The organism is Robertkochia aurantiaca (assembly GCF_020166495.1).
In the GTDB taxonomy this organism is placed as follows: domain Bacteria; phylum Bacteroidota; class Bacteroidia; order Flavobacteriales; family Flavobacteriaceae; genus Robertkochia; species Robertkochia aurantiaca.
Genome location: NZ_JAINZS010000005.1, coordinates 309,205 through 335,947, shown reverse-complemented (window position 1 = coordinate 335,947; position 26,743 = coordinate 309,205). Strand labels below are relative to the sequence as shown.

The following is a 26,743-nucleotide window of genomic DNA, read 5'->3' as shown; positions in this document are numbered from 1 at the left end:
AAGGCTAGAGCCGGAAAGAAGAGAGGGCAAGTGTTAAACGAGGATAAACTAATCTAAATACTTTATTGGTTTCACATGCGACGTCTTAACATGTCGTGTTACGGAATTGATAATCATAAATGTAAGAAAAACAAGCGAGTAATCATAAGGGTCAATTCGCTACCGGAATATTAAAGGCAATTAAAAATCTCCATCGGTCCACATCTACCCGAAAGCTACCATCACTTTCAATTGGGGCTGCGATAGGCCGTGATATCACTCTCTCGAATGTTTCGCTGGCAATGGTATATACCATCCCCAGACTTAATTCCACTATTGATGTTTTAATGATGAACCCGCCTCCGAAATGATAGTTATCAAGGGCCAGTATATTGGCTTCTCCCAGATTATTTCCGGTATTTATCAGATCATCAGAACTTTCCACTGGAGAATAATCGGTAGTGAAACTGAGGTGTGAAACCAGGCTGGGTGAAAGATCAATTTCAGTACCCACTCCAAAATTCAGGACATTTTTTAATTCGTCGATCAATTCTATATCAGTTGGTGGTTCGGTAGAAATGTTTATGGTTGGTATTTCTATTTGCTGATATGCGTCTATGGCTGCATGCCAGTCAATGTTCAGGTGAAGCTTGTTTTTTCCAATGGCATATCCGGCACCTGTATTAACCCCAAGAGGCACTTTATGTCTTGCCTGTAAGCCGCTGAACTGGGAAACGGTAAACTGGTCTTCCGAATTCTCTCCCGAGGTGCTGAACAATTGCAGGTTATACTGTACTTCACTGGAGGTTTCCAGATAGGGAAGGTCAAGGGTGACTCCAAGTTCTAGTTTTTTTTCTTTGTATGCAGCTGAAAGTTTTCCGTAGAAACCTCTTGATTTTTGCTCAAAGCCGGCCTCTCCCTGCCCGAAGATCCACTGGTTTTCGCTTAAAAAGGCCAGACTTAGCCTGTCATTCCCCGAATAGTTATAGGCAGAATAAAATAGTGAGGCCCCCAAGACTGAATTTCTCAGAAAGTTTCTTGGCCCAGCTTAATCCGAACCATTCTTCTGATAACTGTAAGTCAATATTTGCTTCAGTATTAAAGACATTTCCTGCGGTAAGAAATGGGTTGTTGTTAGCATCCAACAAACCTGTTTCAAAAGTAGTGCTGACATTAATGCTGTTTCTTGTAAGGAATGAATAGTAAAAACGCTCTTCCCCAAGCTTGAAAACTCCAGCCACCAATCCCGGTAAACCGTTAAAACGAGGGTTTTTCGATATTTATACCATCGCCCAGAAAATCCTGTATTTTCACATTCGACCTCTCGTAGAAGCGCCCCTCCACAGGAAATTTTGGGTTTTCTACCAGAGCCAACGGCCGGATTATAAAAAAAAAACGCTCCAGGATCACTTACGCTGCCGGTAACACTTCCATTCAGTAGAACGGATTTATTGCCGAAATTCTCTTAACGATAACTTCTTTGTGCCGGGAACAGGGGCGATGACAACAGGAAGGTAATAAGAAAAGTAAGCGCCGGGGTTTTCTGTAATCTCATCATAAGATGTTAGATAATCTAGGTAAATCATGCTTGTTATTTATGAAACACAGGAATTTCCGTTTTGAGTTAGCAGGGGCAGGAACCAAATAATTCCATATATTTCATAAATATAGCGGAATCTGCCTTTTCTTAAATTCTCAAATTATTATTTTTGCGCATGCAAAATAACGTACTCATTCTAGACTTCGGTTCGCAGTACACCCAGTTAATCGCCAGAAGGGTTCGCGAACTCAATATTTATTGTGAAATTCATCCCTACAATCATCTGCCTGATGATTTGTCTGAATTCAAGGCTGCGATTCTGTCAGGGAGTCCTTTTTCAGTTCGTTCAGAACAGGCGCCGCACCCCGATCTGAGCAATATCAGGGGCAAAATCCCGGTACTGGCTGTATGCTATGGTGCACAGTACCTGGCGCATTTTGGAGGTGGAAAAGTTGCACCTTCGAATACCAGGGAGTTTGGTCGCGCGAATCTGTCTTATATTAAAGATGATGAGAGCTTTTTTGAAGGGATAGCTGCCGGAAGCCAGGTTTGGATGAGTCATAGTGACACCATACAGGAACTGCCTGAAGGTGCCGTTCGTTTAGCGAGTACCGATGATGTAAAGAATGCGGCTTACAAGCTTAAAGGAGAAACCACCTATGGGATTCAATTCCATCCCGAAGTGTATCATTCGGTCGATGGGAAACAGCTTCTTGAAAACTTCCTTGTGAATATTGCTGAGGTTCCTCAGACCTGGACACCTGATAATTTTGTTGATATGACCGTTCAGAATCTGAAGGAACAGATTGGAGACGGGAAGGTTGTACTGGGGCTCTCGGGAGGCGTAGACTCTACTGTTGCAGCGGTGCTGCTCAACAAGGCCATTGGAGATAATCTGTATTGTATTTTTGTGAATAACGGTCTCTTACGAAAGCATGAGTTCGAAAGCGTTCTCAAACAATACGAGGGTATGGGTCTGAATGTGAAGGGAGTCGATTCTTCGGCACGTTTTTTGGATGCACTTGCCGGTATAGATGACCCGGAGGAAAAACGAAAAACGATCGGAAGAGTTTTTATCGAGGTTTTCGATGACGAGGCTCATGAAGTAAAAGATGTTGACTGGCTTGGCCAGGGAACCATTTATCCCGATGTGATTGAATCGGTATCGGTAAAAGGACCCTCGGCTACTATAAAAAGTCACCACAACGTGGGTGGCTTACCCGATTTTATGAAGCTCAAGGTGGTGGAACCACTGAATATGCTTTTCAAAGACGAGGTCAGAAGAGTAGGAGCCAGCATGGGGATCGATGCTGAATTGCTGGGAAGACATCCGTTTCCGGGCCCCGGACTGGCCATCAGGATACTGGGAGATATTACCGCTGAAAAAGTACGAATACTCCAGGAGGTAGATGATATATTTATCGGCGGCCTCAAAAAGTGGGGACTATACGATAAAGTATGGCAGGCAGGAGCTATATTGCTGCCTGTTAATTCAGTAGGTGTTATGGGAGATGAGCGAACCTATGAGAAGGTGGTTGCCCTCAGGGCTGTTGAAAGTACAGACGGGATGACTGCAGACTGGGTGCACCTGCCGTATGAATTTTTACAAAAAACATCTAACGATATAATAAATAAGGTTAAAGGCGTTAATAGAGTAGTGTATGACATCAGTTCCAAACCGCCTGCAACCATAGAATGGGAATAAATTATATGAAGCAGCTTGCCCTTACAGTAGTATTTTCAGTTTTTTTCAGCGTATTGACCTATGCACAGAATTTTAAAACACATGCGGTCAAGGAAGGTGAAACTCTTGAAAGTATTGCTCGTCAGTATAGTATTACCCCTTATAATATCATCAGGTTAAATCCCGAAGCGAAAAACGGGGTGAAACCCAATACCATACTGATCATACCCGGTGACAACCAGGCCGGCCTGAGCCGGGAGGAAAAGCAGGAAAAGGCAGCTCAACCTGAGCCCCAGGAAAAAAAGGTGGAACGCTTTATCAACCATAAGGTCAGGAGGCAGGAAACTTTATACAGCCTGGCTCAGAAATACGATATCACCGAGGCCGAAATCAAAAGATACAATAAGGAGCTCTACAGCAGACTGCCTCAGAAGGGAGAGAAGCTTCAGATTCCTGTTTACGAAAAGGTCACAGCTGAATCTGACGAGATACCCGTGTTTGGGGAAACTGTGCCATATTATGTGAAGCCGGCCGAAGGTACCTGGCGAATTGCGTACGAGCATGGTATTTCAGAGCAGCGGCTGAGAGAACTGAATCCTGATATGAATGATGTTCTGCAGGAAGGAGATACCCTGATGGTTCCCTTTGTTCCGGGGAATGATAAAAAACTGGTTGAGAAAGATCGCTACAACTATTACACCATCAAACCCAAAGAAGGTTTTTTCAGGCTGAATAAAAAATTCGGATTAACCCAGGAAGAGATTGAGCAGTTGAATCCGGAGGTAAAGGCCCTTGGGCTTCAGGCTGGAATGATCATCAAGCTTCCAAAAGAGATGACCGGTGATCTGAAGGTGACCGATGGTCGATTGGTAGAGCCATTTTCGCTGCTAGACAGCATTAATCGCGCTGAACCTGCCACTTTAGCCGTGGTCTTGCCATTCAGACTGGAAAAAATGGAGTATGATTCCCTCGAGCTTGCTCAGAAGATCCTCGACAGGGATCGTTTGGCAAGTGTGTCCCTTGATTTTTATACCGGGGTATTGGTAGCGGTCGATTCGGTAAAGGAATTGGGACTCTCTGTTAAACTTAAGACCTTCGATACCGACGGAGACTCTGATCGTGTTTTCCAGATCCTGGCAAATGAAAAGCTAAAAGACGCCGACGCGGTAATCGGGCCCATACTTCCTGACGCATTTAACCGTTTGGCCAGATATGCTGCGGTAGACCGGATCCCGGTTTTTGCGCCTTTTTCAAACAAGGGTATCGATCTGAAAGATAATGTTTTTCAGACCTTGCCTCCTGATGATTTGTTGCGTTCACAAATGATCTCTTATCTGGAATCGCATGCAGCCGACAAGAATATTATACTTATTTCTGATAATAAGAACGTACCGGTACGTAATCTCTTGCAAACGCGTTTTCCCGGGGCTAAAATCATTGCTCCTGAGGAAAGGGAATTTATCAGGCTTGACGATATCAATCCTTTCCTTTCTGCAGAAAAGGAGAATTGGGTGATCGTCGAATCGAACAGTGTTCCTTTTTTGAGCAATGTCACCGGGGTGGTGAACTCTGCCGTCACCGACGAATACGATATTAAATTACTCACTACGCTTAAGGGTAGTGCTTACGAAAGTGAGAACATATCAAACATGCATTTATCGAATCTTGAGTTTCGTTTTCCTACCGTAGATAAGGGGTCTGATGTGAGTAACCCTTTCAGCCGACGCTATGAAAAGCGGTTCAATACCACGCCGAACCGCTATGCTACCAGAGGTTTTGACCTGGCAATGGATATTCTCCTGCGTCTGGGCTATGACAAGAACCTTTACTACGTGGCATCTCGTGTGAGTGAAACCAGTTACATAGAGAATAAGTTTGATTATGTCAGAGATATGGAAGGCGGTTTTTACAACCAGGCCGTTTACCTCGTGAAATATGATGATCTTACCATTAAAGAAATAGAAAACGATGCCAACCTCCAAAGTGAAGTATCTGGGCAATCTTCGAACGGAATGCCTACACCTCAAAAGCGGTAATACCTTTATTACAGACGCACCTGTTGATAACAACGGAAAAGGCGAAGCTTTTTCACCTACCGACACTGTAGCCACAGCCCTTGCCAGTTGCATGCTTACCGTGATGGGAATCAAGGCTGCTGACCTCGGGGTGGACCTGAGCGGGAGTGAAGCAGAAGTTGAAAAGATCATGGCTTCAGGGCCCCGGCGAATTTCAGAGATCAGAATACAACTTGTTCTTCCCGAGGAGATCAATGATAAAAACCGAAAGATTCTGGAGCATACAGCCCGCACTTGTCCCGTACTTTACAGCCTTCACGCTGACATAGTAAAAAAGATCGAATTCATTTGGGGTTCGTAACGCTGGTTGTCTTCGCAGTAAACTCATCAAGTCATAGCGGAAGGCGCAAATTTTCTGAATGGTTGCAGGCATCCACCTGTCTTCAGAGTTCATTTCCGGGTTTATGCAGCCCTTTGAGGGGTCTCCTGGCTTTCGCTTAGAACATCTTTAATTATATGGAAACAGACCCGAAAATCTTTCTTTTAGAGCTCTCAAAGGCACGTATGCCTTTCGGGAAATTTAAAGGTTTGAAGCTGGTCGATATTCCTGAGCCGTATTACGTTTGGTTCAGGAAGAAAGGCTTTCCTCCGGGAAAACTGGGTAAGCAGATGGAAGCCATGCTCGAAATTAAAATCAACGGTCTGGAATACCTTGTACGCAGAATCGGAGGGTAGCTCAATTCACCAATTCGCAACGATGCTGTTGATTGGAAAAGGAAGTGACTTGCCGTCAAGCTTTTATATGATGTAAAATTAGCATGGAGCCTTCCTTAATTTTTAATTCTTATTTGTATTTTTGGCCCGAATTTTTCAGTAATCCGCCTGCTTGATTCAGGCATCAATACGCATTCGCTTCATGGCAGATACCAAGTACATTTTTGTTACCGGGGGAGTGACTTCTTCACTCGGAAAAGGAATCATTGCAGCTTCCCTTGCCAAGCTATTACAGGCCAGGGGTTATAAAACAACCATCCAGAAGCTGGACCCTTACATCAATGTAGATCCTGGAACCCTTAACCCTTATGAACACGGAGAGTGTTTCGTGACCGATGACGGGGCTGAAACAGACCTGGACCTGGGGCATTACGAACGTTTCTTAAATGTAAACACTTCCCAGGCCAATAACGTTACTACCGGGCGCATTTATCAAAGTGTGATCGAAAAGGAGCGAAGAGGCGAGTTTCTGGGCAAGACGGTACAGGTGGTTCCGCATATCACCAATGAGATCAAGGAGCGTATCCAGATACTTGGAAAGAGCGGAGAGTATGACATTGTAATTACTGAGATCGGGGGAACGGTCGGTGATATTGAGTCACTACCCTATATTGAAGCTGTAAGACAATTGGTCTGGGAGTTGGGTGAGAACAACGGAATCGTTATACACCTTACCCTGGTGCCCTTTCTTTCCGCCGCAGGTGAATTGAAGACCAAGCCAACCCAGCACTCTGTAAAGACTCTGATGGAGAGCGGTATAAAGGCCGATATTCTGGTTTGCAGAACGGAGCACGAGCTCTCTGAAGACCTTAGAGATAAACTGGCACTTTTCTGCAATGTTAAACGGGAAGCGGTGATCCAGTCTATCGATGCTTCGACCATCTATGATGTGCCGAATATGATGTATGATGAAGGTCTGGATACGGTAACGCTGAAAAAGTTGGCGCTGCCTGATGATACGCAGCCGGATCTCACTCAGTGGAACGCCTTTCTGAGCCGACACAAGAACCCTAAGAATGAGGTGCGTATCGGTTTGGTTGGGAAATATGTGGAACTTCAGGATAGTTATAAATCCATACTCGAATCGTTTATACATGCCGGAGCAGAGAACGAGGTGAAGGTGCACGTGGAATTCATTCATTCAGAGCATATCGATGAAAAGACGGTAACGGAAAACATCGCAGGACTGGATGGGATTCTGGTGGCGCCCGGTTTTGGTGAACGGGGAGTGGAAGGAAAGATCAAGGCGATTCAATATGTCAGAGAGCACAATATTCCCTTCCTGGGGATTTGTCTCGGGATGCAGATGGCGGTGATAGAGTTTGCCAGAAATGTACTGGGGCTGGAGCATGCCAATTCGACCGAAATGAACTCTCAGACTCCACATCCTGTCATAGATCTGATGGAGGAGCAGAAAAACATCACTCATATGGGTGGTACTATGAGACTGGGAGCATGGAAATGTAATCTGAAAGAAGACAGCCAGGTACGTAAGGTGTATGATAGCGAACAGATTTCAGAGCGTCATCGTCACCGTTATGAATTCAATAACCAATACAAGACACAGGTAGAGGAGGCAGGTATGATCTGCACCGGACTGAACCCTGACACCGGGCTGGTAGAGATCGTCGAGATTCCTGAGCATCCTTGGTTTGTGGGAGTTCAGTACCATCCGGAATATAAGAGTACGGTTGCCAGTCCGCACCCGCTTTTTGTGGCCTTTGTGAAAGCCTCCCTGCAGTACAAGACCAATAAAACCAATGCCACATTGGCGTAAATTGAACATTTGGGACTATCTTTGCAGCCTGAAATGAAAGGCTTTACCCGGCATCAACCGGGTGGAAAACCGAATGTTAATGCCCTAAGTGTAAAGAATAATTAATACATGGAAGAAAAGAAATTTGACGTGAACTCGCTGATCGGGTTTCTCCTTATCGGAGCCATCCTGATCTGGGTTATGTACAACAACAAGGCTGAAGAAGCTTCGCAGCCTGAGCAAACCAGCACGGAGCAGGTTGTTTCACAGGAGGAGCCTTCTGAAACCACCACAGCTGTGCCGGCTGATACAGTCGAGGTGGCAGCTGATTCTGCCGCTCTGGCAAAATATCAGAGTGCCCTTGGGCCATTTGCCTATTCGGCAGGCTTGCCTTCAGCTAAAGATAATGTCACCAAGCTGGAAAATGATCTTCTTGAGATTCATGTCAGCAATAAAGGAGGACAGGTTGTATTTGCACGTCTGAAAAACTTTGTCACCTACGATTCAGTTCCTGTGTATTTGGTGAAAGACGGTAATGCAAGTTTTAATTTACAACTGAACACCACCGACAACCGTACCCTCAATACCAAAGACCTGTTTTTCGAGCCTCAGCTGAGTAAGAGTGGGGAGAATACGGTGCTGAGCATGCGCCTGAAATCGGCTCCGGATCAATATCTGGAATACCGATATGTGTTGAAGCCGGACGATTATTTGATCGACTTCAGCATTCGTACCGAAGGTTTGGGACAGATCCTGAACACCACCAGTCCTGTTCAGCTTCGCTGGCAGCAAAAAGGCATCAGGCACAATAAAAGTATTGAATACGAAAACCGCTATACCCGTCTTACTTATATGAGCGACGGTTCTGTGAGCAAGCTTTCGCAGACCGGAAGCGATGATGAGCAGGAAGAAGAATTGAAGTGGATTTCTTTCAGGCAACATTTCTTCAGTACCATTCTGGCATCGGAGGCACCCTTTGAAAAGGCTCAGCTGGTATCGAACGACCTGGTGGAGGAAGAAAGCCCGGAAGCGAAATATACTAAGGAATATGTGGCTGAGATTCCATTGGAATTTCAGGGGAGTGAATTGAATAAAGTGATGGACTGGTATTACGGTCCGACCGATTTTAAGGTGCTCAAACAATATGAAGATTACGACTTTGCTGAGTCAGTGCCGTTTGGATGGGGAATATTCGGTTTTATAAACAAATATGTTTTTACACCGCTCTATGATTTCCTGAGCTCTATGCTTCCTTATGGTATTGCGATCATCGTGATGACCATACTGGTGCGTATCGCTCTTTCTCCTGTGACCTATAAGTCATACCTGTCGCAGGCAAAAATGAAAGTACTCAGACCTGAGATCACAGAGATCAACGAAAAGTATAAGGATAATGCCATGAAGCGCCAGCAGGAGACTATGAAGCTTTACGGTAAGGCAGGGGTGAATCCCATGAGCGGATGTATACCTGCGCTGTTACAGTTGCCGATTTTCTACGCCCTGTTCATGTTCTTCCCGACAGCCTTTATGCTGCGTCAGAAGCCGTTTTTATGGGCCGAAGATCTTTCTTCATACGATACTATCGCAGAACTGCCGTTTACTATTCCGTTCTATGGAGATCACGTGAGTTTGTTCCCGATCCTGGCCTCAGTAGCTATTTTCTTTTATATGCGAATGACTACAGGGCAGCAACAAATGATGCAGCAGCCTTCTCAGGAAGGAATGCCTGATATGCAGGGAATGATGAAGATCATGATCTATATTTCTCCGCTGCTGATGTTGTTCTTCTTTAATAACTATGCCAGTGGTCTGAGTTTGTATTACTTCGTTTCCAACCTGATTACGATCGTGATCATGCTGGTGATCAAGAATTACATCCTCGATGAGGATAAGATCCATGCGCAAATACAGGAGAATAAGAAAAAGCCTAAGAAAGAAAACAAGTTCCAGCGCAGAATGCGTGAGATGATGGAACAGGCTGAACAGCAGAAGAAGAAATAAACAATGCTGAAGAGATATATAAGGAAGGAGTCGTTTTACGGCTCCTTTTTTTTGCATCAGTCTTCCGTTTTCCTATATAGGTTGCTCTCAAAATAGTCATCCGGAACGCAGTGAAGGATCTGCCAAGTGGTTAAGGGGTAGTGTGGTCGGTGGTCCGTGATCCGGGGTTGGTGGTTTTTGTCAATGTTAGAAGTGTAAGTGCTTACTTCAATTAAATTGTAACTCCATACCCTCATACCTTCATACCCACCTACCTCCTTCGCTCCTTCGCTCTTTTAAGGTTATCGGCTATTTGTTTCTTGCAAAATCATCCGGAACGCAGTGAAGGATCTGCCAATTGGTTAAGGGGTAGTGTGGTCGGTGGTCCGTGATCCGGGGTCGGTGGTTTTGCTCATATTAGAAGTGTAAGTACTTACTTCAATTAAATTGTAACTCCATACCCTCATACCCTCATACCCTCATAACCTCATCTGAACCTGGGTTTCCCTTTTTTGTGCAAGAGTAAGGGATAAAGCGGGTGGTTCATTTTTTCCTTTAAAAAAGTGACTTTATAAAAACAAAAAGGGGCATGTTAAATGCCCCTTTAAAACCTGTATATTAAACAGTTATATTAATTAGTGGTATCAGGAACGAGCACCCCGTCAATTACATGAATCACTCCGTTCCAGGCCTGCACATCTACTGCGATAATGGATTGCGTATTTCCGGATCCATCGACAATATTAGCAATTCCTCCCTGGGTTGGGGGTAGAATGATATCGAGTTCATCTCCCTCCAGTGATACGACTGTGTTGGTTCCTTCTGTAAGGTCAGCCGAACGAATGTTTGCTTCTCCTACAACGTGATGGTTCAGAACCGCAGTCAGGGTTTCTCCCTCAGGAACAGCAGCCAGTTCACCGAATGCTGCATTGGTTGGAGCAAACACGGTAAAGGTGGCTTCTGTGTCGCTTAGCACACTTACAAAATCAGGTTGTCCTTCAGTTGTCAAGGCTCCTACAAGAGATTCAAAGGTAGGGTCGGCGGTAGCGAAGGTCACAACAGTTGGCAATCCGATCACTACATCAACAGCATGAATAACCCCGTTGACAGTTGAAATATCCGGCATGGTCACGGTGGAAACACCATTAAGTGTTACACCGTTGTCGACGTTGATATACAGGCTAAGGTTGTCACCATCTGCGTTAGTGGCCCTTGTATTAGCATATGTATTTGAGAGCATATCTGAGGTTACTGCTTCGTCTTGCAGTAATACGTGGTTGGCCAGGATGTTTGCTAACAAATCATTAGGTACTTCTTCAAAGGTCAATCCTGCATTTTCCAGGAATGCTGCAAAAGCATCGTTATCGGGAGCAAAAACAGTCAGGCTTGCATTAGGATCATTAACCAACTCATCAAGTCCGGTTCTTTCAAGTGCCAGACCGAGTGTTGAGTAATCTCCGTTCAGATTTACCAATTGTCCTATGGTAGCCTCGGCAGTTACGGCATCTACCACTTCTTGTGGTAATAATACACGGTTTACAGCATGAATTACACCATTTACTGCCTGTACGTCAGCTGCGACAACATCACCCGGTATTCCGGTTGCGTCTACTACTTCCACATTTCCGTCGGTTCCGACATTTACACTCAGGTCACTTCCCTGAAGCGTGGTTTCTGTTTGGCCGTCCACAAAATTGTTGGCCGATAAGTTTTGTCCGGCGATCACGTGATAGGTCAATACTGTTTCCAGAAGTGCGTCTGGAATTTCTTCCAGTGTCATTCCCAGGGTAGCAAGCAGCTCATCGAAGGCGGCGTTAGTAGGCGCGAATACGGTAAACGGACCATCTCCGGAAAGTGCGTTGGTATAGGTGTCCCCAAATCTTCCAAGAGCGGTTACTAAGGTTGAAAAATTGGCGTTGGCTGCGGCATGAGTTACTATGGTTGGTGGTAAAACAACAGCATTTACAACGTGTATAATACCGTTTGATGCTTCCACGTCAAAATTGTCGGCAACCGGGTTGGCAACACCATTAAAGGTGATTCCTGAACTGGTGTCAACATAAAGACTCAACGCATTCTGATCAGGTCCCTGTCCTAGTGTTTCATAATACTGTGTAGTGAAGTCGGAAGATCGAAACTGATTTTCAAGAACATGATTTAAAAGGATGTTTCTTAATTCTTCATCTGAAAATGCATCAAGACTGGTAACACCGGCATCTGTAAAAGCCTGGTTGGTAGGAGCTAAAACCGTGAAGTTTCCATTCTCGTCTGCCAGCGTTGCGTCCAGGCCGGTTCTTTGCAGAGCGGCGACAAGGGTAGATAAGTCGGGATTAGATGCGGCCAGATCGGTGATGGTTTCACCTGTTGGATCAGGATCGGGATCTGTACCGATATTATCGTCATCGTTAGAGCAGGCTGTTCCCAATACTAACAGGAAAGCCAGGCTCAGAAATTTGAGTGGTTTGAAAAATTTTTCCATTGCTGATTGATTTTCTATGTTTAATGTTATTAAAATAATGTTGAACCAAATTACAATTTAACTTAAACAAAATAGGTCATTTATTATATTTTTAACAAAAGAGTCGTTAAATAACCGATAATTAAGTAATTATATAAATGATTATTTATGTATGTCTTAATAATATGTTATTAATCAGATGTTTCTGAAATGCCGTTGTATTTCTTCTGTTTAACTTGTGATATAAAATTATGAAACATAACTGTCAAATCTTAATCTTGTCGACGTAAGGTTTTAAAAGTACTACCGACTTATGGTGTCTGTTGAAATTTTGTAATTTTGCAGGGTTTATCTCAAAAAAGCATCAGGAGATTTATGAAAAGAGTAGTTGTAGGTTTATCGGGTGGCGTCGATAGCAGTGTAGCAGCTTATTTGCTGAAGGAGCAGGGGTACGAAGTGATCGGTTTGTTCATGAAGAACTGGCACGATGATTCCGTAACCATATCTAATGAATGTCCCTGGCTCGAAGACAGCAACGATGCCATGATCGTAGCCGATAAACTGGGTATTCCTTTTCAGACGGTTGACCTCAGTAAAGAATATAAGGAGCGTATCGTGGATTATATGTTTAAGGAGTATGAACACGGGCGAACGCCGAATCCTGATGTACTTTGTAACCGTGAGATCAAATTCGATGTTTTTCTGAAGATCGCTCTCGATCTGGGAGCGGATTTCGTGGCGACCGGTCATTATTGCCGCAAAGACAGTATTCAAAAAGACGGACAAACCGTTCACCGTTTACTCGCCGGAAAAGATGGTAATAAAGATCAGTCTTATTTTCTCTGTCAGTTGTCTCAGGAACAATTGTCCAAAACACTTTTTCCCGTAGGAGAACTTACCAAACCGGAAGTGCGGAAGATCGCTGCTGAAAACGAGTTGGTTACCGCTGATAAGAAGGATTCTCAGGGACTTTGCTTTGTGGGCAAAGTGAGACTGCCGGATTTTCTCATGCAAAAACTACAGCCGAAAGAGGGGAATATTGTAGAGGTTCCTGCAGAGATGGTATCAGGAAAAAAGACCGTGCAGTCATTCAGGGATAAGGAGGAGGAGCTGGCATTTCATGCTTCCAAATACGAATATTCACCCGATGAGGGAAAGGTCGTAGGTAAACACCAGGGCGCACACTTCTTTACGAAAGGGCAGCGGAAAGGCCTGGCCGTTGGAGGAACTCCTGAGCCTCTTTTCGTTATCGAAACCGATGTGGAGACCAATACGATTTATACCGGACAGGGGAAAGATCACCCGGGCTTGTTTCGAAAAGCACTTTTTGTCAAGGAAGATGAATTGCATTGGGTAAGAGAAGATCTTCAGCTTGCCGAAGGACAATCTCTGGAATTGAAAGCCAGGATCAGATACCGGCAACCTTTACAAACCGCCATGCTCCATAAAGTGGAGAATGGATTGTATGTGGAATTTAAGTTGCCGCAGAGCGCGATAACTGAGGGACAGTTTGTCGCTTTCTATCAGGACGATGAGCTTATAGGGTCAGGTGTCATCTCTTAAATCTTCGCTATATTAGCGATATGCAAAACAGAATTACCGAACTTTTTCAAACCAAACATCCCATTGTTCAGGCAGGAATGATTTGGGCAAGCGGATGGCGATTGGCTTCTGCTGCCTCTAATGCCGGTGCACTGGGACTTATAGGAGCCGGTTCCATGTATCCGGAAGTGCTGGAGGAGCATATTATCAAATGTAAAAAGGCTACCGACAAACCATTCGGGGTGAATGTACCCATGTTGTACCCTGATATCGATAAGATCATGAAAATCATCATTGATCAGGGCGTAAAGGTGGTATTTACTTCTGCAGGAAACCCAAAAACCTGGACTTCCACGCTAAAGGAGAACGGAATTACAGTGGTTCACGTGGTAAGCAGTGTGAAATTTGCCATGAAAGCCCAGGACGCCGGTGTTGATGCGGTTGTGGCTGAAGGATTTGAAGCCGGGGGGCATAACGGAAGGGATGAAACCACTACCTTCACCCTGATTCCCATGGTGCGGGAACAGATCGATATTCCTCTGATAGCCGCAGGGGGTATCGCCACCGGCAGTGGGATGCTTGCCGCCATGGTGCTGGGAGCTGATGGGGTCCAGGTCGGGAGTCGTTTTGTGGCCAGTGAAGAGGCTTCCTCTCACATAAAATTCAAGGAAATGGTGGTAGATGCCCGCGAAGGGGATACCATGCTTACCCTTAAAGAACTTGCTCCGGTTCGCTTGCTGAAGAATAAATTTTTCTCTGATATCCAGGAACTCTATAAAAAGGGACCTTCGACAGATGAACTGAAATCCCTGCTGGGCAGGGCAAGAGCCAAAAGGGGAATGTTCGAGGGAGACCTGGAAGAAGGCGAGCTGGAGATCGGTCAGATCTCCGGTCTTATACATGATATCAAGCCTGCAGCAGAGATCATCAAAGATATGGTGAACGAATTTGAAGAAGCCAAATCACGGGTAAAGACTCTTTGATCAGATAAGGTTCTTCAGACGTCCGTACTGAAGCAGCATAATAGTCTTGGCGTCCCTGATCTTCCCCGATTCCACCCATTGGATGGCTGTTTCAGCTTCTACTTCCAGAACTTCGATATTTTCGGTTTCCTCCGGATGACCGCCCCCGGGGTGAATTTTTTCAGCCTGGCTGTAGTCAGCGGTGAAAAAATGTAATATTTCGGTTACCGCTCCGGGCGACATATATGACTCAAAGACCTTATCGGCTTTTTTGATACGGTATCCCGTTTCCTCCTCGACTTCCCTGATCACACATGCCTCGGGATCTTCTTCTTCCAACATTCCTGCAGGTACTTCGATCATCATTCCGGTGTCATGCTGGTTGATATAGGTCGGAAACCGGAACTGCCGTGTAAGGATCACCGTTTTTTTAGTGCTGTGATACAGCAATATGGCAACGCCGTTTCCCCGATCATAGGCTTCCCGTGATTGAGGCTGCCATTCGCCGTTTTCGAGCCTGTAAAGAAACTTTCCCCTCTTAAGGGTATACCATTCATCTGAGAGTATTTCAATTTCTTTTATTTTGATTCGGTCATTTTCCATTGATCTCTATCCAGTATCCGTCCGGGTCCTGTACATAGATTTGCCTGTAGCCATCCGGACGATCATTAAAAGTGTTTTTCTCACCCTGCCAGTTCCGGAAGGGAATATTCTTATTCTTTAAGGTGGTCATGAGTTCGTCAAGGTCTTTGGCCCTGAGTGCGAAGTGAATTCCGATTTGCTGCTCCCGGGTAAAATCTTTGTCTTCTATAAGATGCAGGCTCTTGTCCCTCCCAAGAGAAAACCACCTGATATGTGGCTGACCGGTTCCGTCTTCAATTTCTTCAAGGCTGAGTACCTCTGTATAAAAAGCAACTGACTCGTCAAGGTTTTGCACCAGCAAAGCCTCGTGGTCAAAAGTCAGTTGGTTTTGTGCGTGGGTACTGGTGATCGCTATTGTGAAAAACAAGAAGAGAATGAGTTGTCGCATAATATCATATGTTTTCTACGTAAATTTAAGTTAAATGATTCAAAATGAGATTAGGAATAAAAGAGATTCATCCGGTTTTACCGGTTCAGGATGTTGCCGAAGCTCTGCGATTTTACACCGAGGTATTGGGTTTTAAAATTCTTTTTCAGGATAATGAATTCGAACCCAGGTATGCAGGGGTCAGACTTGAGAAGGTCGAAATTCATTTGCAGTGGCATGATGACACTGAATGGGATTACCCGGTAGACAGACCCCTTATCAGGATTCTTTGTGATGATCCTGATAGGGTATATGCCCGAATCCGGACCGTCAGTGGAGTGGAGTCGCTGGCGCCCCCAACAGATACCTCCTGGGGAACAAGAGATTTGGGACTCTATGATGATTATGGAAATGGGATAATTTTCTACAGAAATATTAAGAATGGCTAAACTTTAGATCGGTGAAAATCAATATATTAGTTATAAATATTCAGTATGAGAATTATATTTTTACTTCTGCTTACTTCTGTCTGCTCCTGGTCTCAGGAACATCACGACGAGCATTCAATGGGGGAACACCATCGCGAGTACAAGCATTCGATCGCGCTTATGCTTGGTCATTCCCATATTTTTCAGGGTAGGGATCAGGAAGGGGCAAAGGTGCTTAATCTGCCCTCAATTGCCATCGATTATAATTATGAATTATCTGTATCATGGTCCATTGGCTTACATAATGATCTCATCTTCGATACTTTTTTCGTCGACAGACATTTGAGTTCAGGAGATGAAGAAGTGCTGGAAAGGGAGTACCCGGTCACATCGGTACTAATGGTAGGATATCGTCTAAAACATTTTTGGCTCCTGGGAGTCGGATTCGGAGGCGAATTTGCCGCCGGTGAGAATCTTCTTGTTACCCGAATCGGTACTGAATTTGAGTTTCCCCTTTCTGCCCACGGCTGGGAACTTATAACGGGAATCAATTATGATATAAAGTGGGATGCCTATGATGTATGGAACCTCACTTTAGGTGTTGCAAAAAAATTCTAATAAAAATGGCCGCAATATTTCTACTGCGGCCTTTACAATTTCAAATTTTTTCTAAAGCTTACGGGCAAGCTCAGCCTTACTGCTGCTTACCAGACTTTGATATTCCTGCCAGATCTCCTGAGCTTTTTCCTGGCCTCCTGCCAACTCTGCCATGGCTTTAAACCATTCCACATCATCTGCGGTGGTTTTCCAGTTCATTTCATCAAGACCATCTTTCATATGCCAGATATACATGGCATCGTAAGTTCCGCTGTTCATCTCCAGGGCCATGACCGGTCCGGAGGTTCCTGCCTTTTCTGAGGCTTTTATAAAATAGTCTTCTATAAATTTCTTTGCCTGATCGTATTTACCAGGCGCGTAATCGACAGAAACGATATAGTACCACTGTGGATTATCGTACTTCTCAGCTTTCATAGGTTCTTGTGCGTAGAGCATCCCGGCCATAAAGATCAGGCCAAGACTAAGGGTCAGTGTTCGTAATGTTTTCATTGTAATTGAATTTTTGGTGTTATTTAGTATTAATTTACAATAAAAACCTGACAATCAGTAAATTAAACTTATAAGTGACTTTTAATTTATTTATCGTGCTTTTCGAACCAGGCCAGGATTGCAGCCACCTTAGCGATCAGGTTGCTGGGCTTGCTGGCGATTCCGTGTGAAGCACCGGGTATGCGTACCATGGCCGTTTCAACTCCCTCTAGCTTTAAAGCTGCATAGAACTGCTCTGACTCTGCGATCGGTGTTCTGTAATCTTCTTCTCCAGTGAGTAACATTGTAGGGGTGGTAACGTTAGCGACATAACTCAAAGGCGAGCGATCCATATAGTGTTGCGGATCTTCCCATGGTTTTGACGGGAACCAGTATTTATAGAAGAAACCGGGATTATCTGCATACAGCACAAAGCTGTACCAGTTGATCACAGGCTTGGCCACCACTGCTCCCGAAAAACGATCTGTTTTTCCTACGATCCAGGCGGTCAGAACGCCTCCTCCGCTTCCCCCGGTCACAAATAAACGCTCCGGATCCACAAATCCTTTACCGATCACGGCATCTACTCCCGACATCAGGTCTTCGTAATCGTGATTCGGATAATCATGATGTATGAGGTTCGCAAATTCTTCTCCATAACTGGTACTGCCTCTCGGATTTGCATAGAGTACCACGTAGCCCTTGGCTGCCATCAGCTGTAATTCAGCAGAGAAGACCGAGCCGTAACTGAGAAAGGGCCCGCCGTGAATTTCAAGGATCATGGGGTATTTTTTTGACGGATCAAAATCGGGTGGTGTAATGATCCATCCCTGAACGTCCCTTTGATCGTATGATGACTTCCACCAGATCTCCTGTACCTGCCCCAGTTTACGATAGGAGAACAGATCTTTGTTCAGGTGGGTGATTCGTTTGACATCTCCACGGTTCCAGACAGCAAGGTCTGCAGGATGTTCAGGAGTTCCAAGGGTAAAGGCGATCACATCGTTTTCAGAGACATGGTAGTCTCCCTGGTTATAAGGTCTGCCCAGGGATAAGCCTCCAAGGTTTCCGACTAGGGTTCTGGTCTTTCCGTTCAGACTGACGTAACCGACCTTGGTTTCTCCTTTTTCGGTATACTGAAAGTAGACTCCGTTACCTTTTTCATCCCACTGCGGATCACTTACGCTGAAATCCAGATCGCCGGTGAGTAATTTCGGCTCTGATTCCTCCTGAATGACATACAATTCGCTTTGCTGATGCCCCTGAAAACGGTCGTCAAAACCGATATAAGCGATACCTGCACCTGATTTCGAAACCGCCGGATCGCTGTCGGGTCCGAAACGGTCGGTAAGGGCAGTAATTGTTCCATCAGAGAGATCGTATGTGTAAAGTTCGCTGTTCAGAGGCTCCATCTCCTGATTTTCGTGAAGGTTAGCGCTGAAGATAAGGCTGCTGTCATCCCGGCTGAAAACCGGTGTACCATGATCAAAGGCACTATGGGTAAGCTGCCGCGGGGATCCTCCCTCGGCATCGATGATAAACAACTGCGAATGACCGGCTTTTACATATCCCGCTCCGTCAGAACGATAATTCATCTCATCGATGTATTTCGGGTCTGCCTTCCACTCAGCGCCTGCAGGTTTTTGAGGCATGCTGAACAACTTTGCACCTTCCTCGGGAACAAACATATTAAAGGCGATCTTCTCGTCGTTCCAGGACCAGCTGTAAGATGAAGGGGCCCGGGTGGTTTGGGTGATCGGATACATCTCCCTGCTGTCGACCCACATAAGAAAGATCTTCATTTTCTCATCCTGCATATTTGATTTAAACAAAAGTTTGGAGCCATCATGGGACCAAACCGGCTGAACAGCCACATGGTTTCCCGTGGTTAGCGGTCTGTTATTGGTGCCGTCACTGTTAACCATCCATAGGTTTGACAGGTTTTGATCGGTCATGATATCTTTAAAATTCCTTACATACACGATTTTTTTTCCGTCAGGTGAAATTTGGGGGTTGGAAACATACTCCAGGTCGTAGATGTCGGTGAGTTGCAGTTTCTCTGCGGGTTGGGCCCCAACTGAATAGGAAAGGGTTAGAAATAAGAACAGGAATGCGAAGGTGGTCTTCATACAGCGTGATTTTTGATTAGTTCTTTTAAATTTAAGAAAAATCTGCACCTAAGTCGCTTCACCTCATACAAAAAGGGAGGGTAAATTCCCTCCCTTTGTCAAATCTGTTAGGTAAAAGCTACAGTTCTTCGATCACCCGAAGGCCTACGTGTTCAGAATCTTTCATCTTTTGTTCGGCTGAGTCGAAATAGTCATAGGCGCTGAGATCATAAATCCCATCGGAATAAAATTCAGCAAGATTTCCACCCAGATCATAAACGGTGGCGTCTCCGATTTTTCCTGCTTTGTACTTACCGACTTTCTTGAGCAATTCAACATTGTGTTTTTTGACCTTTGCTTTCAGGGCTTCGATCTCGTCATAGGTAATGTCATAACCGGCCCAGTAATTCAAGGTGTTGGCCTTTTTTGCGGCGGCCTTCATAGCCTTTTTGTGAAGATCCTCAGCTTCACCGGCAGAAGGCATACGCCAGGTTTTTCCTGTGAGTTCCGAAAGCCAGTTCAGATAATCCCCGGCTTGTTCCCTGCTGAGTTCAACAGGGTAGTTATCCAGTCCGGCCGGGAAAGAATGATCACTGTCAAAAGCCTGATATTGTGCATGGGTCAGTTCGAAAACACCAATTGCTATGGAATCTTTTTTGACCGCCTGAGTTTCCGGTATCAGTGTTCCTTCGAAGAGCAGCCCGTAACGACCGCCATCTGATTTAAATTCGCTCACCTTGATGGCCTGTGCCAGCGGACTGTCTTCCTTAAAAGCTTCATTTTCTTCTTTCTCTTCTTCGAAGAGATAGGTTTCTATCCACCTGAGCTCTTCCTTCATTTTTCGCTTCTGATGGGTGATCTTCTGAAGACCGTGAGGTTGTCCCGGAAACCAAAGGAAGCGCACAGGGGCTTGTCCTATCTGTTGCAGGGCTCTGTAATATTCCCATCCCTGGTCACGTGGTACAGCACGATCTTCGCTTCCATGGAATATGATGGTCGGTGTTTTGACCTTTTCCATTTCGAAAAGGGGAGATTTGATGATATAATTTTCGTTATAGGTTTTACCTTCGGTGTCATCCCACGGAGCACCTCCGAAGTAACTTTGATCAAAGCTTACCCCGAAACTACAGGTGCCATAATCAGAGGTCCAGTTCACATCACCGGCACCGGCAGCGGCTACCCGGAACATATCCGGATAACGAACTGTGAGCATGGTGGTCAGGATCGCTCCGTTCGACCAGCCCATGGTTCCCAGTTTATCGGTGTCGATCATTCCTTGTTCAGAAAGGTGTTGTATACCTTTGGTGATGTCTTCCAGTTCCGGTTCATAATAGTTTCCTTTGATCGCTTCCACATAGGCGAGACCGTGATTGGCTGAGCCATGATAGTTCGGTTTGAGTACGAAAGCTCCCTTTTGAGCAAGGATATTCGGATAGGTGCTCCAACGCTCGCTCCACGAATCGGTATCCTGGCTGGAAGGCCCGCCATGAATGGAAAGAACCAGCGGATAACGCTTTCCTTCTTCATAGTCAAGCGGATAATATAATATTCCTGTAACTTCCTCATCCCGGTATCCCTTCCAGGTGATCACTTCACTTTTGGTGCGTGGTTTTTTCTTCAGCGACTCATTCAGTTCTGTAAGCGTTCTTTCATTTCTGAACCTGCTTCCTTTCATTTCTGCAAGATAATATTCAGGCAGGGTAGAAGCCGTTGAATACATATATGCTACCTTGCCACCATCTTCTGATACCGCCATTACCCCGATATGCTCATCAGAATGAGGGGTATCCAGTTCATCCAGGTTCCAGGAAGAACCCTTTCTGGAAAGCAGCATGGTCTTGTTGGTTGCCCGGTTAGCCAGGGAAACAAGCAGGTTTTCGCCGGCCAATTCGAAACCTCCTCTGCTAAGCCCGTATTCCCAGTCAAGTGGAACCTTCTGAAGTTCCATGCCTTCCAGGCTGAAATAGTATAATTCATTGATGCCCGCACCGTTCCACTCGGGATCATTAGCAAAGGAAGAGATGAAGTAAAAGCCTTCGTTTTCATGATCGAACTCGAAAGAGTAGGAGGGGAACTCGAGATTTTTAAGAATTTGAGTGACCTCTCCGGTTCTGAGATTCTTCAAAAAATAGATCGGGTCTTTGCGTGCGTCTGCTGCGAAACTTATTCCCTGTTGAACTTCATAGATCATCCATTGTCCGTTATCAGATACCTGGTAATCACTTACGGGTTTGTCGTTTTCGGTCAGTCTTGAAATCGATTTGCTTTTCAGGTTAAAGCTGTATACCCTTTTCGGTTTCCAGGTGGCAGTGTCTTCCACCACGATCACATTGTCTTTTTCCTCTTTTAACTTTTGCTCTCTCAGCGTTTTTCCTTCAGAACTGATAAATAAAAAGGTGGAGTCGTTTAAAAATCTGAGCGAGGAGATCCCGTTCTCAAATTCATGTACTTCTTCGGCCTCTCCGCCCATCAGAGATATTTTCCATAATTTTTTTCCTTCATCTCGTGATGAAAGAAAGAATACCGTTTGATCATCTTTAGAGAAAACCGGGTTGTAATCATTTTCATCCCTTGAAGTCATTCTGGTGGTAACCGGGTCTTCTCCCAGGCGTGTGAGATAGATGTCATTGACGAACTTATCTTTTTCCTCAGCAGCCCTGCGTTTTGTCCAGATGATCTTCGCTCCGTCATGGGAGAAGCTTACATCAGACATGTATTCTGTGTTAATGATGTCTTCGGGAGTCCATTTGTCCTTATCTTCGGTTTTGTCCTGTGCCTGCAGAAAGGGCATGGTGAAAATGGCAAAAAGTAGAATGCCAAAACGAGATCTTTTCATATGTGGTATTGCTATAGTTTTAGGTAGCAATAAAGCTATGAATTTATTCTGAAGTTCGTGGCTTTCCCCGGGGAAGAAAAGGCTGAGCAGATTTACATATTGACGAATTCAAAAGGAGCTGACTCATCATCACTGAGGTCGACATGGGTTTCGTTGAGCAGAATGCCATGCTCCATGTAAGCTTTCAGATTGGTAAGCCAGAAAGTCCAGCCATTACTGCAGCCTGTAAAGATATCCTGTTTGCTTTGATCATCGGTCGGGATGTTGAATTGATGCAGGGTAAGTAATACCTTACCATGTTCTTCCTTCAGGTCAATGGCAACCTGGCAGCTATCAGCAAATGAATACACCAGATGATCGGTCTGGTTTGCTGCTAAGACCTTTCCGTTTTCACTCCCGTCCCAATTGTACCACATCCAGGTATAGGTGTCGCCTTCCCTGACCGGTTCATGCGGTTTCAGACGTTTATCGTTTCTGGTAAAATCGGCTGCTCTCAGAAACCAGGAGGTGATACCCTCTTCGGTAGACCATGACCAATAGATCTTTGGCAGTGGAGCTTTTATGTAGATTTTTTTGGTGAAGCGAGTAAAATCAACGCTGCTCATTGGTTGGATGCTTTTCCCCTGAAGATACGAAAAATACCAAAGATCAGGTTTTTGGAAATATTATTTTTTTGAATAGAGACTTCGGTTTGTTAAGATTTATCTTTCTGTATTTCAGCCTGGTGTATCTGTCTTCCGAGTTCGGCAAAGAAAGGTTTGCCAATTGAATCATACTGGTAATTGTTATCGTTGTAAATACGATTTTCATTTACGTGTATGGTTGCAGATAAAATAAATTCCACCCCGTTTTTTGTGTCTTTGATGTAGGCGATATCGGTGAGGTAACCATAGGCGTCCCCTTCCTTATTATAGATTTCGATATGATCGGGGATGTCTTCCTTGCTGTCACCGTATAAGAAGAATTTAACATAACTGTCATGGTATTCATCTTTTGAATAACCCAGGTCTGAGGGAGTGGAACGCATCGTTCTTTGAAGAAACAACATGTCTTCTTCCGATAGGTGAAATCTTTCAGAAGAATCGAACTGTGTGGGGAAGAACAGCCTCTTCATAATGGCATGTGAACTGCCCAGGGGTAAATAGTTCTTGGATGAAAAATCCATAGGCTCTGTGATCAGGGAGTCTCCCGACATATACCCTTTTCCCTTGAATACAGAGGTAAGGGCAGGTTTTTCGGGTATGTTATTGAAGGATCCCGGAAACTCTGCCAGGGTGCTGTCGTTTTTTTGAAATATGAGGGTTCTTGTATTGGGATTGTCGGCGTCTGCTACAGAAAGCCTGTGTACTATACGCACATCGGAGATACCTTTTTCCCGGAGTTTTTGATTCATGACCTCCGGACCGACGAATTCATATAAAAGATTAAACGAATCATTGTCACTCACAGCAAAGATCTTTTCTATTTCCCTCCCGATGGTCGTTTGAACAGTATCGCCTTCCATATAAAATGGCGTGTTGCGATCATACGATTCCAATTCTTCCAGCTTTTCAAGAGCAAGAATGGCTGCAGGAAGTTTGACTGTACTGGCCGGATAGAAATAACGGGAGTCATCTACTCCAAAATTATGATCGGTGAGAATTACCGAATCACCTTTTCGGTCGACCGTGGTAAGCAGGATCTGGAGTTCGTATTTTTCAGGTTCCTGCATGACTTCCTGAATAACGGGGGATTCGGTTTCCAGTGCAGTTTCCAATGAGTTTTGTGTTGTTCGTTCCTGGCATCCCGTCTGTAATAAAAGGATGGCAGCTAACAGTGCATAGGTTGGTTTCATGTAAAGGGTGGTTATTGGTCCAGGGATGCCTGATATTCATCCCATTTGGTGGTCTTGTAAATATCCTCTCCGAAATAACGGGCGATAGGTATGAATTGTTTTGGTTTCATATAACCGGGTACAGGTGAGAGCATCTCCTGGTTTTCATTCAAAAATACTACAGTAGGATAGCTGAGTTGCCCCTGCAGAAGTGCTGCAGCCAATTCATGATAGCCTCGGCGTCCTTGCGGTACGTAGCTGTAAGTACGGCCTTTATAGGTGACGTCTTCCTTTCCTTCAGCGTCAAATTTCACCATATAAAAATGCTCTTTCATATATGCGGCAACCTCGGGATCATTGAAAGTGTCTTTGTCCATACGTTTGCACCATCCGCACCAGTCGGTATACACATCGATGAATATCTTTTTCGGATTTTCGCTGGACTCCGATGCAGCAACGGCCTCATCCCAGCTCATCCATTTGATTTCCTGGGAATGGGCGGTGACAGCTGTCAACATCGTAAGAAAGGTAATCAGGGCGTATTTCATAATAATGAGAATTAGACGTAAATATAAGGAATGATTCAAATATCATGCCTCCTTATGCCTGCGTCTGTTCTTTACAGCATACCGGTTACCTATGAATTAACGAGTTGGTCCTTCTTTTTTTTTACCGGCCAGGTCTACTTCGATCATATTCCGGGTAATATCTTCCATGGTTTCACGGCGTCTGATTAGATGAGCCTCTCCTTTGTGCCAGAGTACCTCTGCCGGACGATATCTGGAATTATAATTACTTGCCATGGTAAAGCAGTATGCTCCCGCATTTCTGAAACAAAGCAGATCTCCTTCAGAGATTTCATTAATACGACGGTTGCTGCCAAAAGTATCGGTCTCACATATATATCCCACCACCGAATAGAAGCGCTCCTTCCCCTTCGGATTCGAAAGGTTAAAGATCTCATGATAGGAGTTGTACAGCATCGGTCTGATCAGGTGGTTGAAGCCCGAGTCCACCCCGGCAAAAACCGTAGAGGTGGTTTGTTTGACCACATTTACCTTGGTGATAAAATAGCCTGATTCGCTGACCAGAAATTTGCCCGGCTCGAAAGCCAGGGTGAGGTCTTTCCCGGTTTCTTTGCAGAAAGCGTTGAACTTGTGAGTAAGCTTTTTGCCGAGTTCCTCTATATTCGTTTCGATATCCCCTTCTTTATAAGGAACCTTGAATCCGCTACCAAAGTCGATGAATTCAAGATTTTCAAAGTTCTTGGCTGTTTCAAAGAGGATCTCCGAAGCATAGAGAAAGACTTCTACATCCAGAATGTCGCTTCCTGTGTGCATATGGATCCCGTTTACCCTCATACCGGTGTTCTTTACGATTCGTAAAAGGTGGGGTATCTGATGAATGCTGATCCCGAATTTGGAATCGATATGACCCACAGATATATTCGAATTTCCTCCGGCCATGACATGCGGATTGATTCTTATACAAACAGGGACATCAGGATGTTTGGTTCCGAATTGTTCCAGGATGGAGAGATTGTCAATGTTGATCTGCACACCGAGTTCGGCAACCTCCTCGATTTCTTCCAGAGAAACCCCGTTCGGAGTATATATGATATCAGAAGGATCGAATCCTGCCATAAGACCCAACTGCACTTCCTGCCAGGATACGGTATCCAGGCCGCTTCCAAGTCCGTTAAGCAGTTTGAGTATGCTGATATTCGAACAAGCCTTTACGGCATAGTTCAGTTTAAGGCTCTTCACATTTTTGAACGCGTTCGATAAGCGGTTATATTGGCTTACAATCTTCTCGGCATCATATACATATACCGGAGACCCATAGGTTTCGGCTATTTTGATCAGGTCACTGTTCTTCATCACTGTAATTTTTTAACGGTTGTAAAAGTAGTTTGGTTCATGGTTTCGGGCAAAAATAAAGCGGATACTTTTCAAAATAAAACAAAAAGTTTCATTTATAACAATTCGTTTTCGCCTCTTGTTTTCATAATTCCGTAAATTTATACAAAATCGCAGATGAGTCAACCATTAGCATTATTTCCGTTACAGATTGTCGTATTTCCGGGGGAAAAGGTTCCATTACATATATTTGAAATGCGATACCGCGAATTATTGAAGGATTGTGAAGAGCAGAATATGACCTTTGGTATTCCTACCTACATCAAGGGGAAGCTGGGTTACGGAAGTGAAGTGTCGCTTCACAAGGTTGCCAAACGCTATGATTCGGGAGAACTTGATGTGATCTGCCGAGCAAGCCGCGTCTTCAGAATTACTTCCTTCCATAACCCTTTACCCGGGAAGCTTTACAGCGGTGGAGACGTGGTCTTCCTGGAAAATATAGATGACGGTGTTGACAGTCAGCGTATACGGGTGATCGATCTTATCGAAGAACTTTACAAGCTGATAGGTGTAGGTTTTCAGGCTTTGAGCGTTGAGGGCTTCAGAAGTTATGATCTGGCACATAAAATCGGTCTTAATCTGGAACAGGAGTACCATCTCCTGCAACTGGAAAGGGAGTCAGAGCGCCTGCGATATGTCGAAAGACATCTGAAAAAAGTGATCCCGATCATCGAGCAGGTGAATACCACCAAAAAACTGATACAAATGAACGGGCATTTCCGAAATTTTGATCCGCTTGACTTTAAGGACTTTAAATTATAAAAAGGCGATGTGTCTCAGGGATCAGATTTTGTTTTTCTGCCAAATTCAGATCTTCCGAACATGACCGCCATCGCGAAGGTATCTCAGCCTGT

Annotated in this window: 22 protein-coding genes; 11 read left to right on the top strand and 11 right to left on the bottom strand. The window is 44.7% G+C overall.

The features are described from left to right. Window positions 1–151: 151 nt before the first annotated feature. Window positions 152–994, bottom strand: coding sequence for a hypothetical protein (locus K7R10_RS10180; RefSeq protein ID WP_224484603.1), 843 nt, complete (start codon window positions 992–994; stop codon window positions 152–154). A gap of 700 nt (window positions 995–1,694) precedes the next feature. On the opposite strand from K7R10_RS10180, the gene guaA reads away from it, so the two are divergent. From guaA to yidC, 6 genes are all read left to right on the top strand, one after another. Beyond that, window positions 1,695–3,224 (top strand): glutamine-hydrolyzing GMP synthase, encoded by a 1,530-nt coding sequence (guaA, locus tag K7R10_RS10175; protein ID WP_224484602.1) that lies wholly within the window; start codon window positions 1,695–1,697, stop codon window positions 3,222–3,224. A 5-nt stretch (window positions 3,225–3,229) separates the two neighbouring features. Then, window positions 3,230–5,239 (top strand): PBP1 and LysM peptidoglycan-binding domain-containing protein, encoded by a 2,010-nt coding sequence (locus K7R10_RS10170; RefSeq protein WP_224484601.1) that lies wholly within the window; start codon window positions 3,230–3,232, stop codon window positions 5,237–5,239. Beyond that, window positions 5,172–5,579 (top strand): OsmC family protein, encoded by a 408-nt coding sequence (locus tag K7R10_RS10165; RefSeq protein ID WP_224484600.1) that lies wholly within the window; start codon window positions 5,172–5,174, stop codon window positions 5,577–5,579. Before K7R10_RS10170 ends, K7R10_RS10165 begins: the two co-directional genes overlap by 68 nt. 155 nt (window positions 5,580–5,734) lie before the next feature. Beyond that, complete coding sequence (locus K7R10_RS10160; RefSeq protein ID WP_224484599.1) at window positions 5,735–5,953, top strand: DUF3820 family protein; 219 nt, start codon at window positions 5,735–5,737, stop codon at window positions 5,951–5,953. A gap of 181 nt (window positions 5,954–6,134) precedes the next feature. After that, a complete protein-coding gene (gene pyrG / locus K7R10_RS10155) occupies window positions 6,135–7,769 on the top strand; it encodes a CTP synthase (protein WP_224484598.1) in 1,635 nt (544 codons plus the stop codon). 108 nt (window positions 7,770–7,877) lie between these two features. After that, on the top strand, window positions 7,878–9,749 hold the full coding sequence (gene yidC / locus K7R10_RS10150; protein ID WP_224484597.1) for a membrane protein insertase YidC: 1,872 nt from the start codon (window positions 7,878–7,880) through the stop codon (window positions 9,747–9,749). 610 nt (window positions 9,750–10,359) lie between these two features. Here yidC and K7R10_RS10145 read toward each other — a convergent pair. Continuing rightward, complete coding sequence (locus K7R10_RS10145; RefSeq protein WP_224484596.1) at window positions 10,360–12,207, bottom strand: fasciclin domain-containing protein; 1,848 nt, start codon at window positions 12,205–12,207, stop codon at window positions 10,360–10,362. 354 nt (window positions 12,208–12,561) lie between these two features. Here K7R10_RS10145 and mnmA point away from each other — a divergent pair, with 354 nt between their 5' ends. Next, the gene (gene mnmA, locus K7R10_RS10140) at window positions 12,562–13,749 is read left to right on the top strand and encodes a tRNA 2-thiouridine(34) synthase MnmA (protein ID WP_224484595.1); all 1,188 of its coding nucleotides are present in this window, start codon (window positions 12,562–12,564) and stop codon (window positions 13,747–13,749) included. A gap of 20 nt (window positions 13,750–13,769) precedes the next feature. After that, window positions 13,770–14,711 carry an NAD(P)H-dependent flavin oxidoreductase gene (locus K7R10_RS10135; protein WP_224484594.1) on the top strand — a complete coding sequence of 314 codons (942 nt, stop codon included), beginning with the start codon at window positions 13,770–13,772 and terminating at the stop codon, window positions 14,709–14,711. On the opposite strand, the gene K7R10_RS10130 is transcribed toward K7R10_RS10135, so the two are convergent. Further along, a complete protein-coding gene (locus K7R10_RS10130) occupies window positions 14,712–15,293 on the bottom strand; it encodes an NUDIX domain-containing protein (protein ID WP_224484593.1) in 582 nt (193 codons plus the stop codon). Beyond that, on the bottom strand, window positions 15,283–15,720 hold the full coding sequence (locus tag K7R10_RS10125) for a VOC family protein (RefSeq protein WP_224484592.1): 438 nt from the start codon (window positions 15,718–15,720) through the stop codon (window positions 15,283–15,285). The genes K7R10_RS10130 and K7R10_RS10125 overlap by 11 nt, the downstream gene beginning before the upstream one ends. 44 nt (window positions 15,721–15,764) lie before the next feature. Here K7R10_RS10125 and K7R10_RS10120 point away from each other — a divergent pair, with 44 nt between their 5' ends. Both K7R10_RS10120 and K7R10_RS10115 read left to right on the top strand, forming a co-directional pair. Continuing rightward, a complete protein-coding gene (locus K7R10_RS10120; protein ID WP_224484591.1) occupies window positions 15,765–16,148 on the top strand; it encodes a VOC family protein in 384 nt (127 codons plus the stop codon). Between the two features lie 45 nt (window positions 16,149–16,193). Further along, window positions 16,194–16,745 (top strand): hypothetical protein, encoded by a 552-nt coding sequence (locus tag K7R10_RS10115; protein WP_224484590.1) that lies wholly within the window; start codon window positions 16,194–16,196, stop codon window positions 16,743–16,745. A 51-nt stretch (window positions 16,746–16,796) separates the two neighbouring features. On the opposite strand, the gene K7R10_RS10110 is transcribed toward K7R10_RS10115, so the two are convergent. The 7 genes from K7R10_RS10110 to lysA form a co-directional block, all read right to left on the bottom strand. Beyond that, the gene (locus K7R10_RS10110; RefSeq protein ID WP_224484589.1) at window positions 16,797–17,234 is read right to left on the bottom strand and encodes a hypothetical protein; all 438 of its coding nucleotides are present in this window, start codon (window positions 17,232–17,234) and stop codon (window positions 16,797–16,799) included. A gap of 86 nt (window positions 17,235–17,320) precedes the next feature. Beyond that, window positions 17,321–19,342 carry a S9 family peptidase gene (locus K7R10_RS10105; RefSeq protein WP_224484588.1) on the bottom strand — a complete coding sequence of 674 codons (2,022 nt, stop codon included), beginning with the start codon at window positions 19,340–19,342 and terminating at the stop codon, window positions 17,321–17,323. 118 nt (window positions 19,343–19,460) lie between these two features. Beyond that, the gene (locus K7R10_RS10100; protein ID WP_224484587.1) at window positions 19,461–22,157 is read right to left on the bottom strand and encodes an alpha/beta hydrolase family protein; all 2,697 of its coding nucleotides are present in this window, start codon (window positions 22,155–22,157) and stop codon (window positions 19,461–19,463) included. A gap of 92 nt (window positions 22,158–22,249) precedes the next feature. Further along, on the bottom strand, window positions 22,250–22,762 hold the full coding sequence (locus K7R10_RS10095; RefSeq protein ID WP_224484586.1) for an SRPBCC family protein: 513 nt from the start codon (window positions 22,760–22,762) through the stop codon (window positions 22,250–22,252). Window positions 22,763–22,851: 89 nt separating this feature from the next. Then, on the bottom strand, window positions 22,852–23,991 hold the full coding sequence (locus K7R10_RS10090; RefSeq protein ID WP_224484585.1) for a serine hydrolase: 1,140 nt from the start codon (window positions 23,989–23,991) through the stop codon (window positions 22,852–22,854). A gap of 11 nt (window positions 23,992–24,002) precedes the next feature. Beyond that, window positions 24,003–24,518 carry a thioredoxin family protein gene (locus tag K7R10_RS10085; protein WP_224484584.1) on the bottom strand — a complete coding sequence of 172 codons (516 nt, stop codon included), beginning with the start codon at window positions 24,516–24,518 and terminating at the stop codon, window positions 24,003–24,005. 96 nt (window positions 24,519–24,614) lie between these two features. Next, the gene (gene lysA, locus K7R10_RS10080) at window positions 24,615–25,850 is read right to left on the bottom strand and encodes a diaminopimelate decarboxylase (RefSeq protein WP_224484583.1); all 1,236 of its coding nucleotides are present in this window, start codon (window positions 25,848–25,850) and stop codon (window positions 24,615–24,617) included. A gap of 156 nt (window positions 25,851–26,006) precedes the next feature. Between lysA and K7R10_RS10075 the strand changes: the two genes are divergently transcribed. Then, the gene (locus K7R10_RS10075) at window positions 26,007–26,651 is read left to right on the top strand and encodes an LON peptidase substrate-binding domain-containing protein (protein WP_224484582.1); all 645 of its coding nucleotides are present in this window, start codon (window positions 26,007–26,009) and stop codon (window positions 26,649–26,651) included. The last annotated feature ends 92 nt before the right edge of the window (window positions 26,652–26,743 follow it).